Source organism: Paenimyroides ceti, from assembly GCF_030409925.1.
Window position 1 is genome coordinate 1,103,426 of the sequence record NZ_JAUFQU010000001.1, and the last position, 15,133, is coordinate 1,118,558.

Annotated in this window: 16 protein-coding genes and 1 tRNA gene; 15 read left to right on the forward strand and 2 right to left on the reverse strand. The window is 34.7% G+C overall.

The features are described 5' to 3' along the window. The first annotated feature begins 3 nt into the window (after positions 1–3). The 10 genes from QW060_RS05180 to QW060_RS05225 all read left to right on the forward strand — a co-directional run bounded on the left by QW060_RS05180 (position 4) and on the right by QW060_RS05225 (position 9,896). Positions 4–2,478: an FtsK/SpoIIIE family DNA translocase gene (locus QW060_RS05180; protein ID WP_290362589.1), complete on the forward strand. Its 2,475-nt coding sequence runs from the start codon at positions 4–6 to the stop codon at positions 2,476–2,478. Further along, complete coding sequence (locus tag QW060_RS05185) at positions 2,478–3,104, forward strand: LolA family protein (RefSeq protein ID WP_290362590.1); 627 nt, start codon at positions 2,478–2,480, stop codon at positions 3,102–3,104. Before QW060_RS05180 ends, QW060_RS05185 begins: the two co-directional genes overlap by 1 nt. A gap of 7 nt (positions 3,105–3,111) precedes the next feature. Then, the gene (locus tag QW060_RS05190; protein WP_290362591.1) at positions 3,112–4,560 is read left to right on the forward strand and encodes an LptF/LptG family permease; all 1,449 of its coding nucleotides are present in this window, start codon (positions 3,112–3,114) and stop codon (positions 4,558–4,560) included. Continuing rightward, positions 4,553–5,686 carry a 3,4-dihydroxy-2-butanone-4-phosphate synthase gene (gene ribB / locus QW060_RS05195; RefSeq protein ID WP_290362592.1) on the forward strand — a complete coding sequence of 378 codons (1,134 nt, stop codon included), beginning with the start codon at positions 4,553–4,555 and terminating at the stop codon, positions 5,684–5,686. Before QW060_RS05190 ends, ribB begins: the two co-directional genes overlap by 8 nt. 79 nt (positions 5,687–5,765) lie before the next feature. Continuing rightward, a tRNA-Ser gene (locus QW060_RS05200) sits at positions 5,766–5,853 on the forward strand. 415 nt (positions 5,854–6,268) lie between these two features. Beyond that, positions 6,269–7,447 carry an AAA family ATPase gene (locus QW060_RS05205; protein WP_290362593.1) on the forward strand — a complete coding sequence of 393 codons (1,179 nt, stop codon included), beginning with the start codon at positions 6,269–6,271 and terminating at the stop codon, positions 7,445–7,447. After that, positions 7,440–8,192 carry an HNH endonuclease family protein gene (locus QW060_RS05210; RefSeq protein ID WP_290362594.1) on the forward strand — a complete coding sequence of 251 codons (753 nt, stop codon included), beginning with the start codon at positions 7,440–7,442 and terminating at the stop codon, positions 8,190–8,192. Before QW060_RS05205 ends, QW060_RS05210 begins: the two co-directional genes overlap by 8 nt. A 173-nt stretch (positions 8,193–8,365) precedes the next feature. Further along, entirely contained in the window at positions 8,366–8,914 is a 549-nt protein-coding gene (locus QW060_RS05215; protein ID WP_290362595.1) for a hypothetical protein, read from the forward strand. A gap of 527 nt (positions 8,915–9,441) precedes the next feature. After that, positions 9,442–9,624 carry a hypothetical protein gene (locus QW060_RS05220; RefSeq protein ID WP_290362596.1) on the forward strand — a complete coding sequence of 61 codons (183 nt, stop codon included), beginning with the start codon at positions 9,442–9,444 and terminating at the stop codon, positions 9,622–9,624. Beyond that, positions 9,588–9,896: a hypothetical protein gene (locus tag QW060_RS05225; RefSeq protein ID WP_290362597.1), complete on the forward strand. Its 309-nt coding sequence runs from the start codon at positions 9,588–9,590 to the stop codon at positions 9,894–9,896. Before QW060_RS05220 ends, QW060_RS05225 begins: the two co-directional genes overlap by 37 nt. 584 nt (positions 9,897–10,480) lie before the next feature. Here the strand turns inward: QW060_RS05225 and QW060_RS05230 are convergent. Next, complete coding sequence (locus QW060_RS05230; protein ID WP_290362598.1) at positions 10,481–10,705, reverse strand: hypothetical protein; 225 nt, start codon at positions 10,703–10,705, stop codon at positions 10,481–10,483. Between the two features lie 28 nt (positions 10,706–10,733). Between QW060_RS05230 and QW060_RS05235 the strand changes: the two genes are divergently transcribed. From QW060_RS05235 to QW060_RS05250, 4 genes are all read left to right on the forward strand, one after another. Beyond that, positions 10,734–11,447 (forward strand): DUF6794 domain-containing protein, encoded by a 714-nt coding sequence (locus QW060_RS05235; RefSeq protein ID WP_290362599.1) that lies wholly within the window; start codon positions 10,734–10,736, stop codon positions 11,445–11,447. A gap of 225 nt (positions 11,448–11,672) precedes the next feature. Continuing rightward, positions 11,673–12,404, forward strand: coding sequence for an HNH endonuclease (locus tag QW060_RS05240; RefSeq protein WP_290362600.1), 732 nt, complete (start codon positions 11,673–11,675; stop codon positions 12,402–12,404). Positions 12,405–12,630: 226 nt separating this feature from the next. Further along, positions 12,631–13,179 carry a GNAT family N-acetyltransferase gene (locus tag QW060_RS05245; protein ID WP_290362601.1) on the forward strand — a complete coding sequence of 183 codons (549 nt, stop codon included), beginning with the start codon at positions 12,631–12,633 and terminating at the stop codon, positions 13,177–13,179. A 218-nt stretch (positions 13,180–13,397) separates the two neighbouring features. Further along, complete coding sequence (locus QW060_RS05250) at positions 13,398–14,036, forward strand: hypothetical protein (RefSeq protein ID WP_290362602.1); 639 nt, start codon at positions 13,398–13,400, stop codon at positions 14,034–14,036. Between the two features lie 22 nt (positions 14,037–14,058). Here QW060_RS05250 and QW060_RS05255 read toward each other — a convergent pair whose 3' ends face one another. Then, the gene (locus QW060_RS05255; RefSeq protein ID WP_290362603.1) at positions 14,059–14,244 is read right to left on the reverse strand and encodes a hypothetical protein; all 186 of its coding nucleotides are present in this window, start codon (positions 14,242–14,244) and stop codon (positions 14,059–14,061) included. A 21-nt stretch (positions 14,245–14,265) separates the two neighbouring features. Between QW060_RS05255 and QW060_RS05260 the strand changes: the two genes are divergently transcribed. Continuing rightward, positions 14,266–15,105, forward strand: a complete 840-nt coding sequence (locus QW060_RS05260) for a hypothetical protein (RefSeq protein WP_290362604.1) — start codon at positions 14,266–14,268, stop codon at positions 15,103–15,105. Positions 15,106–15,133: the final 28 nt, after the last annotated feature.

The window sequence follows — 15,133 nt, forward strand, 5'->3', positions numbered from 1 at the left end:
ATAATGGCTTCAAGTACAAAAAAAAGTACCCCGAATAATGCTCCAAAAACGGGAAAAACACCTCAGAAAGTAACCAATGGCAAACGCATCATGTTTATCATGGCAACCTTATTGCTGTTTTTCGGATTTATATTGCTTTTCAGTTTTATCTCTTATTTTACAACCGGTAATTACGATCAGAGCGTTGTGGAACTGTTGAATGACCGCGAAGCAGTAGTCGATAACTGGGTGGGCAAATTAGGCGCTTACCTTGCCAACTTTTTTATTTTTGAAGGATTCGGAATCGCCTCATTTCTGTTTGTAAAAATAGTATTTACACTGGCGTTGTATTTTGCCTTTACTTTTTCGGCAGTCAAACTGAGAAAAATGATTTTCTGGGATTTATTTGCCATTCTTGTTTTTTCAGTGGCTTTAGGGCATTTTGGAACGGACTATGCCTATTCGGGTGGTACTGTCGGTTATGAAATGAACCAGTATCTGCAGGATTATCTCGGACAGTTTGGAACCATGCTTGTCGTGATTTTCGGTATTTTGTTTTACCTGATTTTCCGTATCAAAATGGCACCGGAACTTTTTACCAATGTTTTAAAAAATACCAAAGATAAAATTACAGACAACCTTTCAAAAGCGGAAGATATTATTAAAAACCAACCGGTAAAGGAGACCGAAAAAGCAGCTGTAGGCGTACTTCCTTCTCAGGAAGAAAAAAAGATGACGGAGCAATCCTTAACCGATAGAAAACCGGTAATAACGGAACCTAAACCGACTGCAGAAAAAAATACTTCTGATTTCAGCATTGTTGATAAAGCGGCTCCCGTAACCAATTTTGATCTGACGCCTGTTATAACGCCAAAAGAAAACAGCAGTTCGAAAGCAGCGCATAACGATGATTTTATTATCGAAACGTTTGAAGAAGAACCGACGATAGAAGAGAATTTGGCGGCCAAACTCGTAGAAGATTTCGGAGAGTTTGATCCTACATTAGAGCTTTCGCATTACCAGTTTCCTTCAGCTGATCTGCTTACCGATCACAACACAGGAGGTATAACCATCAATCAGGCAGAGCTGGAAGAAAATAAAAACAGGATTGTAGATACGCTGAACAACTATAAAATAGGTATTGCTCAGATCAAAGCTACTGTTGGGCCTACGGTTACCCTATATGAAATAGTACCGGATGCCGGTATCCGTATTTCAAAAATCAAAAGTCTGGAAGACGATATCGCATTGTCACTGGCAGCACTGGGCATCCGTATTATTGCTCCGATTCCCGGAAAAGGAACCATCGGTATCGAAGTGCCTAACACCAAACCATCGGCTGTTTCTATGAAAAGCCTTATTACCTCTCCTAAATTTCAGAATGCGGAGATGGAATTGCCGATTGCATTAGGAAAAACCATTTCCAATGAAACCTTTGTAGTCGATCTGGCAAAAATGCCCCATTTGCTTATGGCGGGTGCTACGGGACAGGGTAAGTCTGTTGGACTTAATGCTGTTCTGACGTCTTTGCTGTACAAGAAACACCCGGCAGAAGTTAAATTTGTCCTCGTTGATCCTAAAAAAGTAGAGCTTACGCTGTTCAACAAAATTGAGCGTCATTATCTGGCAAAATTACCGGATACAGAAGATGCCATTATTACCGATAATACGAAAGTAATTAATACTCTAAATTCTTTGTGTATCGAGATGGACAACCGTTACTCTTTACTAAAAGATGCTATGGTGCGAAACATCAAAGAATACAATGAAAAATTCAAACAACGCAAACTGAATCCGGAAAACGGACATCGTTTTCTGCCGTATATCGTATTGGTAGTCGATGAGTTTGCCGATCTGATTATGACGGCCGGAAAAGAAGTAGAAACTCCGATTGCGCGTTTGGCACAATTGGCACGTGCTATCGGTATTCATTTGATCATTGCCACACAGCGTCCTTCTGTAAACGTTATTACGGGGATCATCAAAGCCAATTTCCCAGCTCGTATTGCGTTTCGGGTAAGTTCAAAAATCGATTCAAGAACCATTTTAGACGGTCCCGGAGCCGATCAGCTTATTGGTAGGGGAGATTTGCTTTATACACAGGGCAATGATACCATACGGGTACAATGCGGATTTGTAGATACACCTGAAGTTGAGAAAATAACGGAATTTATCGGTTCACAGAAAGCCTATGCAGATGCGTATCTATTGCCGGAATATGTAGGCGAGGAGACTGGCACAAGTCTTGATATTGACATATCAGAAAGAGACAGTATGTTCAGGGAAGCTGCCGAAATCATTGTCACCGCACAGCAGGGATCTGCTTCTTTATTACAGCGAAAGCTGAAATTGGGATACAACAGAGCCGGACGTATTATCGATCAGCTCGAAGCAGCGGGTATTGTAGGTCCGTTTGAAGGAAGCAAGGCGCGTAGTGTCAACATTCCCGATCTGGCGTCTCTGGATCAGTTTTTTAACAACGAACAAAATTTTGACTAATGAAGTATTTTTTTAATATCATTACAGCACTGATGCTCGTGTTTTCTGCACAGGCACAACAGGCAGACAAAGCAAAGAAATTATTGGACGAAGTAAGCTCCAAAATAAAATCCTATAAAAATATTGCCATAGATTTCAGTTACAATGTAAACGGGCAGGACCATTCCGGTAACTTAACACTGGAAGGTGACAAATACCTCGCTACTTTTATGGGCATTACACAACTGTATGACGGCGATAAGGTATATACGGTGAATCCGGAAGACGAAGAAGTAACGGTTTCCAAACTGTCCACTTCCAATACAGGAGCCATTACGCCTTCTAAAGCGCTGACCTTTTTTAATTCGGGATACACCTATTCATGGGACATCACTCAAAAAGCAGCCGGAAAAAACCTTCAATACATCAAACTGAAACCGACCAGCAGCAAATCTTCTACCAAAGAAATTCTGTTGGGGATTGATACGGCAACCAAACATATTTATACTATTATTGAAGTATTTAAAAACGGCAATAAATCCATTATTACGGTTAAAACTTTTAAAACGAATCAAACTTTGTCGAAAAATCACTTTACCTTTGCATCGTCTAAATACCCGAATTATTATATTAATAAATTAGATTGATAACAGAGTGAAAATTCTCGACAGATATATACTTTCAACCTTTGTAAAAACATTTTTATCGGTATTTACCATCCTGTATTTTATTTTTATTTTACAGGGAGTATGGGTTTTTATCGGTGAACTCGCAGGAAAAGACCTCGATGTAATGACCATCGTTAAGTTCCTGTTTTTCTATTCCCCAAAAATGATTTCGATGGTACTGCCCTTATCGGTTTTACTGTCTTCCATTATGACCTTTGGTGATTTTTCGGAAAACTATGAGTTTGCCGCGATGAAATCTGCCGGAATCTCCTTGCAGAGAGCCATGCGCTATCTGATCTTTTTTATCGCAGGACTTACATTGCTTTCTTTCTGGTTTGTGAACAATGTAGCGCCTAAATCGGAATATAAGTTTGTGAATATGCGCAAGGATATTTTGCAGACGAAACCTGCTATGGCCATTGCAGCCGGTCAGTTCAACGATGTGGGCAACATCAATATCAAAGTAGAGAAAAAAGAAGGCGATAAAGGCGAATTGCTGGATAAGGTAACCATGCATATTAAGTCTAATGTAGGCTTTATCAACAAAACCGTTATCAAGGCAGACCGCGGTATTCTGGAAACAGATGATGCGTCTAATCTTTTAAAACTGCACTTATTTGACGGACATTATTATGAAGATGTAGCGACCAAAACGCGTGCGCAGGCAGAAAAATCACCGTTTGCCAAAGCCAGTTTTAAGAAGTACACCATCAATATTGATATGGGGCAGTTCAATACTGAAGACGAAAACAAGTCAGAAATCAGTAATACAGCCAATATGATGTCTGTAAAACAGCTAGGCTATACCATTGATTCCCTGCGTACCAATTTTCAAAAAGAAAGCGTTTCCCAACAGGACAACCTGATGCTCAGAAGTGAAACCGTTTTAAACGAAGAGATTTATAAAAATCAGGTAGTGGTAACCCCAAAAGCTGATTCGCTGTTTGGCGGTAAAACCCGAAACCAAAAATTACAGATTTACAGAAATGCATCTTCAACAGCTGAAAACATTGGCTTTACAGCGCATAATAACGAATCCATTAATCAGGAACGCCTCAAAAACATCAACCGTCACGAACATACCAAACACGAGAAATTCGCTTTGGCCTTTTCGTGTATCCTTATGTTTTTTATTGGTGCACCTTTAGGAGCCATCATCCGCAAAGGCGGTTTGGGACTGCCGATGATTTTTGCCGTACTGATCTTTATCAGCTACCATTTTATCAACACATTTGGCCGAAAACTGGCGCAGGAAAACGGAATTCCGGGCAGTATGGGAGCCTGGCTCGGAGCGATGGTTTTATTGCCTCTTGCCATTTCATTTACAAGTAAAGCAACACGAGATAGAGGGATCAACAGTGTAGACAATATGTTCTACCATGTAAAAGTATTCTTCAAAAAAGTATTTAAGAAAAAAAGCAAACAACATGTCTAATATAGTTTTAAACACCATAGAAGAAGCGATTGAAGATATTCGTCAGGGAAAAGTAATCATTGTTGTAGATGATGAAAACCGCGAGAATGAAGGTGATTTTATTGCAGCAGCAGAAAAGGTAACACCCGAAATGATCAACTTTATGGCTACGCACGGCCGTGGTCTTATCTGTGCTCCTTTGACGGAAAAGCGCTGTAAAGAACTCAATCTGCCTCCGATGGTTACCAATAATACGGTATTGCACCAAACGGCTTTTACGGTTTCAATTGATTTGATCGGAAACGGATGTACTACGGGTATTTCTGCTCAGGATCGTTCCAAAACGATTGAGTCTCTCGTAAAACCAGAAACCAAACCCGAAGATTTGGGAAGACCCGGACATATTTTTCCTCTGATCGCCAAAGAAGGCGGTGTATTGCGCCGTACGGGACATACTGAGGCAGCAGTCGATTTTGCGCGTCTGGCAGGTTTTAAACCTGCAGGTATTTTAGTGGAAATTCTTAATGAAGACGGTACGATGGCGCGTTTGCCACAACTGCTTGAGGTGGCTAAAAAATTTGATCTGAAATTAGTTTCGATAGAAGATCTGGTTGCGTACCGTATGCAGCACGACAGTCTGATTCAGAAAAAAGAAGATTTTGAAATCATAACCAAATTCGGTACGTATCGTTTAAGAGCGTATTTGCAGGTAACCAATAAACAGGTACATATTGCTTTGACCAAAGGCGTATGGAACTCCGGAGATGCCGTATTGACGCGGATCAACTCTTCTCAGGTAAACGATGATTTATTGAGCATACTGACCAGCAATCAGGAAGAAAAACTCGACCGTATGTTTGAAGCGATCGAACGCGAGGAAAAAGGGGCGGTGATCTTTATCAATCAGGACATCAGTGCTGTCAGCTTGCTTACGCGTCTTTCGGAAATGAAACAGCTGCAGGCAGAAACCGAAGGAATGGTCAAAGCACCTAAAGTAGAACTCGATGTCAAAGATTTCGGAATCGGAGCACAGATACTGCACGATCTGAACATTACCAAAATCAAACTTATGTCGAATTCCGAACATACCAAACGCGTGGGAATGATCGGTTACGGACTTGAAATAGTAGATTATATCAATTTCTAATTTTTTTTAGCAATGTTTTTGCGGAAATAAAAAAAAGACTATATTTGCACTCGCAATAGCAAATATTGCGAGTCTTACTGGAGAAATGGCAGAGTGGTCGAATGCGGCAGTCTTGAAAACTGTTGACTGTAACAGGTCCGGGGGTTCGAATCCCTCTTTCTCCGCCACGAAAAATAAAGCCCGACATTAGTCGGGTTTTGTTGTTTATTGACTTTTGCAAACAACGATTCTCCTCGAGAATAAACGGGCGAAATGAGATAATTCTTCTTTCTCTGCCCACAAATGCACCCCCATAGTTTTATCTACTGGTATATTTTGATGGATATATATCTTAGTACTCTTCTGTTTTCATAATGTTTAATAGAGTTTCTATGTATTTATTATAAAATAATACTCTGTTTACGGTTTTCCGTATTCTTATATTAAAATACTTTGTTATGTTTGTTAAAAGTTTTTATAAACAAAAGCTATCGATAGGGTTTTACGAAACTATGATGTGTTTGTTTTGTGCAAAAATAATGTTAGCTGTAATTTTTTCCAACCACAACAACAAGACAAATCGACCGAAACATTAAATAGAAAATGATAAAAATAAACAATATTAAAATCGCAGGTATTGGACCTATTAAAGATTTAGAACTAAAGTTTGACAATCATTTCAATATTATCTGTGGACAAAATGGAATTGGTAAAACTACAATTTTAGATTGCCTAGCTCAATCATTTGCGGGTGCCCAAACAACATTAAAAAAAACAGCAGGCTTTGAAAAAGGACAATGGGATATTAATGTTACAATAAATGGGAATGTTTCTTCCAAATCATTCTTAACAAATCAATTCCATCCTAATGAAACGAGTCGAAATTATAATGGATATTATCAAAATTCGAACGATGTAATTGTTTTTAAAACACACAGAAATATAGAATATATAAGGCTAAATTCACTAGGTACTGACAAAATAAAAGACTATAACACTTTTTCACAAGAAACAATTCGAGGTTCTGTTTCAAATGAGTTGAAAAATTGGTTTGTAAATCGTTTTTTATTTTCAGCTCAACCAAATACTTTAGATGAAAATCAACTGAAAAATTATGAGTTAGCTAAAGAGTGTTTTACTATATTAAATCCATCAATTAAGTTTTCAAAGGTTTTACCAAATTCATTTGATATTTTACTTTCCACACCGTTAGGAGAAATTTATTTCGAATATTTATCTTCCGGTTATAAATCTAGCTTAGCCCTAATTCTAGGATTAATACAAGAGATTGAATTAAGGTATAAAAATCCAACTAAATTTATTAAGGACTTTGATGGTGTTGTCTTAATTGACGAAATTGACCTGCACTTACATCCTGAATGGCAGGCAAAAATATATGAGGCTTTAAAATTTATTTTACCAAATGCGCAAGTAATAACTTCAACTCATAGTCCACATATTATTCAAGTTTCGAATGCGAGTGAAATTATACCACTAGTAATAACTGAAACAAATGAGGTGAAAATTAATCCTATTGTCAATCAAGTGTATGGTTGTCAAGGCTGGTCGGTTGAAGAAATCCTTACTGACGTTATGGGGATGACTGAAACAAGAACACCTACATATCTAGATGCTATTTCAAATTTCAATACAGCCATTGATAACGAAGACTATGAAACAGCAAATGCTCAATTTTTAATTTTAGATGCAATGTTGCATCCAGAAAACTCATTAAAGAAAATATTAAAAATTCAATTAACTGGAATTTCGACAAATGATTAAGTTAGACAGAACTCCAAAACCTGTCGAGCTTACAGCAGAATTACAAGTTGCTTTGACAGATGAATTTAAATCAACAGGAAAATCAGTTTGGAATGTTGACTTTATTAAAAAAGGATTATTAGGCTTTTCCAATGACAAATGTTGCTACTGCGAAGCAAACATTAATGAAGAAAGCAAGTACTTGGAAGTAGAACATTTTAACCACAAGGATACATATAAAGACGAAGTTTTAGAATGGGAAAATTTGCTTCCTTCTTGCAAAAAATGTAATGGAACAAAAAATGACCATGATACTAAATTAGAGCCTATAATTGACCCAAGTAAAATCGACCCAAAAAACCATTTAAAATATTGGCGTTATAGAATTAAAGGTTCTGACGAGTTCGGCAAATTAACTGTTTCTGTTTTAAAACTTAATGACCAAGACAGGTTAGTAAAGAAAAGATTTGAAATTGGAAATGCAATTCAAGAAAAATTAGAACAATTGAACGAGTTAACTGATGATTACATAAGTGGAGTTCAAACTAGTACACGTAGAAAGAATAGGGTTGTTAATGGAACAAAAGACCTTATGAAAGAAGGACTTCCGACTGCAATTTATTCAGCGACATCTGCTGCTGTAATTCTGACAGATACTGAATTTGAAGCACTAAAAAGTAAATTGACCTCATTAGGATTTTGGGATGCAGAATTAGCTCAACTGGAAATCGAATTAAACAAAACAGCTTTAAAACTTGAAAAATAAAAGCTACAGCTAACAAGGTATTGCCAAAAGCAGGGCTGAACAGCTTCGATTGAGCTTTTGTACAAGGTTCAAAAGTAGTAATTCTATTGAACTTTTGTGCTAAAAATCCCCGCCTTCGCAAAGAGTCAAAACGTTATTTACAAGAATTCTACCAAAATTTCAACTATAAATCTATGACAGAAAAAGAGTTTTTAAAATATATTCATAAGAGATTATCAACTATTTCAGTTGGCGCTTCTGCTTTACGAAATCAAGGTGCATCTGGAATAATTAAAACTGCAAGAAATTATTTTTATGAAATTAAAATTGATGATTTTATAGCGACAATTGACAATGGAAATGACTACAAAAAGTTTCTAAACACACACACTGAGAAACTAGTTTCAAAATTTCCCAAAGAAGCAAGATCTTGGGGAGCAGCTAGAAAAGGTTTAAATTTATTTTTTAGAGAAATTGTTTATAATAAATTCTTTTCAGACTATTACAAACTACCAATTGAGTTTACTAAATTCAATGACAAAATAAAATACTTAGAAGTACCACTTGATAAAGATGTTGCTACAGGAATTTACAATGACACTGAATTAAACATTCCAAAATGGAAATCAATAAAAAAATTAGATTTAGATCTAAGTGAAAAATATCAGAATGCAGCACAAGAGATTTCAAAAAAAATAAATATTGCCAAAGTAAATCTTGATTTAAAATACTGGAGAAAATAATTATAACGCCTGCAGATAACATAGGTTTTGCGAAATGGAGTCTTAAATAAATATAGAAAGTTTGTGCATTTTTACCCGCAACAGCCTTTTATATTTCCTTTTTTCATAAATTTAGAAAATAATAAAAGGCTGTTGCTTAGCTTAGTACAAAATTGAAACTTTCCGCTTCAATTTCCGCCACTGACGCCAAGCCCCGAAAATTTATATGTTATGGTAGGACGACAAACAACAACTAATGGACAATGACGAAAATATTAACATACTGCTTTGACGAATGGCGGCGACCTGTTCTTGTTTTTGGGCTGACAGCTTTAATTATGGTTTTGTGTGAGTTGACAAATATCCACAAACTACAAGACTTCTCTTTTCTGTTATTTGTGCTTGGCTTTTTAGGACTAATCATTTCGACAATATATCAGTTAGTAAAAAGACGCTGGCGTTTTGCAATCTTGACGACAATAATTATTGGAATTTCATTGGTTGCATTTTTCTTTTACTCAATAGCCTTGTTTTGGAAAGACCAATCAATGCCTGACACATACGCTGACAATTTAAAAATTCCGACAGATCTAAGTATCAATGAGCCACTTGACCAAACTGAACCAACTAACATTGCAGATATTGACTTTTACATTTACAAATCATTTCAACCAGGACTTTATTCATACGCTGTTTGGACAAAAAAATTGAGAGTGGTTATTGTTATTTAAAAGCATTTGAAGTTACACACAACGACCCTTTATCAGCAGACAGACTAAAAGAAAGAAGTAAAATAAAAGTTTTTAATTCAAGTGATACGACAGCAAAGTTTGAAATGACTGCAAGAGAAGGTTATAGTGCAGAAGGAATTTTTACAATTTATGAAGGAGATTGGGATAAACCTTATGCAGCAAGATTTGAAGTTTGGTTTGTTCCAGACAATGGTGGGAAAGAACGAAAACTAATCGAAAAAAACTTTAAAATTGAAGGATGGCAAAGGTGAAAGACAAAAGAACCACAGCATATAACACGGGGTTTGCATCAGGCGGGCTGACGTACAAACTTGGAGCTTTGTACTTCTATGAACTTTAGTAGTAAATTAAAATTTGTGCTCTGAAACCCGCCCGAACGCCAAGCCCCGAAACGTTAGCAGCCATATTAAATGACGACACCGTACAAAATATTGACTATTTTATTGTGGTTTACGACCATTGGACAAACTTTTGCACAGACAACTTATTCTATTTGCTACATCCATACTATTAAATCACAAAATGAAAAATTCTTTTTAAAAACTATTCCATTTGATAATATTGAGCAAACATCAACAGGAATAACAACCGTTTTCAATTCTGACTCAACCGAAGTTTATAAGATTGATAGACATTTTGAGTTATCGGATAACAGTAAAGAAGTTTTTTTAAGTAATGACGGGAAAACTATAGCTTATGTAATTGACAGAGAATTTAACTGGAAAGGTGTTCAAAATAAGAGTATCGAAATATATAAAAATGGAATTTCTACAAAACAATTTCAGTTAACTGACTTAACTGACTGTAATTCTGACAACGAAGATTGCTATTTATTTTATAAAGAAGCAATTGATACCGTTGTTTGGGAAAGTGGAAAAAGAAAAATAACATTCAAAGAGAACGTATCTGACTTTGAAAAGAAACTAACAGAAAAAGCAACATACTTAAATAACGACACTCTATACATTTTCACCAAAACATCTAAACTAATTACTATTGACTTGAATACAGAATATTTAAGTTCGATGCCAATTTCAGGAGTTAATACGGAAAAATTCACAGCAATAAAACCTATTCAATCACATATAGTGAAGTTTAAGCCTTCTTCATTATACGGACTACCAAATCTTTCAAATGGTTTAACATTAGAAAAAGGTTTGGCTGAAAACCTTGAAATGAGAGTTTTTCCCGAAGGCAAAAAAGGTTCAGATAAATTCAAACGGTATTCTGTTAATGTTGAGATTATCATTGATAAAGACGGTAATGCTATTCTTGATAAAATTGAGAATTATAACGGACTTACTGAAGATAGAATTGAAAATTTCATATCCTCACAAAAATTTATAACAGCATCAATTCCTTCGGAAACTGAAAAATGGAGGTTTAGTGGGTGGATTGCTTTGATGAATAAAAATAAGAAAGAAGCGAAGCAAGAAAAACAACAAGAACTTATAGAAGAAAGAGAAGCTTATAAAAAGCGAATTGTCGCTGATTCACTAAATGGACTTTATATTCCTAAAAATCTCGAAGAGTGCTTTTTGGAACTCAACAAACTTTTAAAACACAAAGACATTGAAACAATTAAAAACCTAAAAGACAGAAATGAAACAATTATGTATCATCACGGATTTGGGACTTGGCTTAGAAATAATTGGGGACTTTGGGGTGGTTCAAGACTACAACAATATTTAATTGATAAAGGTCTTAGACATCCTGACGATATGTCTGCAACCATTCTTGAATATTATTATGATTGGTTAAACGAACAGCACGAAAAATGGAAAGAATTTGAGGCTAAATAAATACGGCTGCTAACAAGCAGTTTGGCGAAATGGCGGGGTAACGGCTAAGTTGAAAGTTTCTGCTTTTTTATCCGCCGAATGTGTTCCACATTCAGCTCTTTTTTAATAATTTAGCTTCTGTGGAAACACATCGGCTACGTTACTGCTAAATTGAACTTTTCGTCCAATTTATCCGACACTTCGCAAATGCGTTTCCCGTTACCTGCAATTTTTAAAACGGCGTAAGTGAGAAATCCGAGATGGCATCGTGATGAATTAATCCTGACTTTAAATTTATATTTTAAACTAGATTCTTCATTATTTGAAAAAAACAATCCTGAAGTAATTGAACTTTCTAAAACATTAAACAAACTTCCAATTTATTCTGAGGAGGAAAGGAAATTAAATTTTAGAAACCCCAATGGAACAGCTATGAAATTATGTAATTTTATGGCAATTGATCCTGATAATCCAAATAAAGGTTTAACAAGTTTCTCAAAACTAGACAAAGAAACATTCTTTGAATTCAATGAAAATGTCAAAGAATTAGAAAGAATTTCTACTCTAATAATGGAATCTATAAACAATGTACAAACAATTAATAAACTTTACAAAATCGAAGACGAAGAAGATAATTACGTCAAAGAAGGTTTTGAAGGTGAAATAATTTATAAACTTCATAAAGCCAGAGAACGGGATAATAAACTAACAGAATCTAAAAAGAAACTAGTATTTAAGGAAACTGGAAAACTAGAGTGTGAAGTTTGCGGATTTGATTTTTTAAAAAAATATGGTGAATTAGGAAAAGGCTTTATTGAATGTCATCATACGAAACAACTTTCTACATATGAAACTAAAAAAAAAACAAAACTTGAAGATTTAGCTTTAGTTTGTCCTAATTGTCATAGAATGCTACATAGAAATTTAGAAGATATGTCAATTGACAACTTAAAAGAAATAATAAAAAACAGCAGGTAACATAGGTTTGGCGAAATGCGGGGTTAAGTGCTAAACTTATCCTTCGGATTTCTATTACTCCAATGCTCTTCGCATTGTCTTTTTCACTAATTTAGCCAACGGCTCACAGCTTTGGCTCACTTCGGTGCAAAACTAAACTTTTAGTCCATTTTTGTCCCGCACTATCGCAAAGCCTTTTCCCGTTAGCGGTCAGCTTAAATGAAGACAATCATACGACAAGAGAGAAATGAAAATATTTGCAGAAACGGAACGACTAATTTTAAGGGAAATACTTCCGGCAGACATTGACGGAATGTTTGAACTTCATTCTGACCCGGAAGTTCATAGATTTTTAGGGAACAAAACAGTAAAGAGCAAAGAAGAAACGAATAACCTCATAAATTTTGTCAGACAACAGTACACAGACTTCGGGATTGGACGCTGGGCTATTATTGACAAAAGCACAAATAATTTCATTGGTTGGACAGGTTTAGAGTTTGTTACTGTACTAACAAACAACCATAAAAATTACTATGACCTCGGATATAGACTAATTAGAAAATATTGGGGCCAAGGAATTGCAACAGAAACAGCAATTGCTTCATTGAAGTATGCATTCGAAAAACTTAAAACAGACGAAGTTTTCGCAAGAGCTGACAGCGAAAATATCGGTTCAAACAAAATATTGGAGAAAGTAGGACTAAAATTTATTGAAACTTTTAACCTTGACGGAATAAAACATAATTGGTATAAAATTGATAGAAACGATTATGAAAGAACAAAGCCGAATCGCTAACATGGGTTTGGCGCAATGGCGGGTTAAGGCTAAAAATTAAAGTTTCGGTTTTTTATTCCGCAAAAAGCCAATTATATATGTTTTTTATTAAATAAATTGGCTTTTGCTTATCTGAATTACTAAATTGAAACCTTTCGCTTCGATATTCTTACCTTTAGCAATACCCAAATAGTTACCTGTGATTTTAGAAAAAAGCACACCCAACATAAATTAAAGAAATGATGAAACAACAGTATTTGATTATAGGAATTATAATAATCGCAATTATTGCATTTTTCACTTGGACTAAACTAAAAAATCAAACGCCAAAACCTGACACTGATACAAGAAGACCTTCTGAAAAATATTTTCCAAAAAATAAAATCATGAACGACAAAATTGTAATCATTGAAGATATTGATGAAAGTGATGCAAAGAAAATTATTAAAGAATTTTGTAATTCTTACAACAAAGAAACGTTTCAGGTAATTCCTGTTCTATCAAAACTTTCGGACAAAGAATTTGCTGTAACATTTCCGTATGACATACAGTTTGAATTCTTGTGCTATTTTATCAACTATGTAAATTATCCAATGGGATTTGACAGGCATTTTAAAACAGTAGGCTGGACAACTACCAAACCAAATGACACTTGGATAACGGACAAAAGTGTAAATAAAAAGGTTATGCTTTTTGTAAGCGATTTTGACACGGAATACGATAATGTTTTTATGACAACTGACGATAATATTGGTTATAAACTTGGTTTTGCAATGGGAGAAGAAAAGCAACTTTTAAATAATCCTGAAAAAAGGTACAACAACCAACCCATTACAATTGATGAGTTAATAAACAAGGAACAAACTGAATTTAAATAAAAAAACACCTGCTAACATCGCTTTAGCAAAATGAACGTTTAAAGGAGAAATTGAAAGTTTCTCCTTTTTTGTTACAACAGCCTTTTATATTTCCTTTTTTCATAAATTTAGAAAATAATAAAAGGCTGTTGCTCAAGTCAGTGCAAAATTGAAAGTTTCGGCTTTTTAATTCACCACTATCGCCAATACGCGGCTCGTTAGCCGACATCCTTAAAATGCAGCAATAAATTTGGAAGCAAGCAATTCTAATAATATTGAACTTATCCTTAATTCGATAACTGACTTCTCATTTGAATTTGATTTCGAAGAAGTAAAAAAACATATGGTTCTTGAAGAAGTTTCAAATGAGGAATTAACAAAATTAGGTAAGGAAAAAATTAATGAAAATTTCAGTAAGAATGTATTTAAAATCAAACTTCCAAATGGAAACTTAATTGATGCTGAATCTATCTATAAACATAGCTTAGAAAAGAATATAAAAGAACCAGTATTATTTATAAACCCTGATCATAAATATGTTAGATGGATAATTAAGAAAGATTTCACAACCAACCAACTAAAAAATAAAATTAGAAATCATTTAAAATTGGATAAAAACATTGATTTTAATGAATTGCAAAAATCTTTGTTAAAAGAAGATATTCAACAACAAGAAATTGTTGGATATATTAATGAGCTACCGATAAAAACTACAGAATACATGACTGAAGGGAAATTTATTATTCAATCATCGTGTTCAAAAAAATATGGTCGAAAATTAGTTTTTGAAACTATTCAAGAACTGAAAATTGAAAAAGATATTTTTGTCAAAAGCAAGGTGAAACAAGACATAAAATATATTCGATATTATTTTATGTTTGTATTTGCTGTATCTATTTTATGGTTTTTAAGTAAACAAACTCAAATTTTTGAAGATTGGTTTATTTCAGTAACAGGATTTGTACTGTTCATTATTCCTTTAGTTGTGATGCGTCTGATAAATCATTCAATATTTGATTCTCTATTATTTAGAAAAAAAGCAGAAAAAAAATATGAAAATGATTATTACAAAAAATTATCTATTGAATAAAAGGACGATCGGCTAACATCGCATTGGC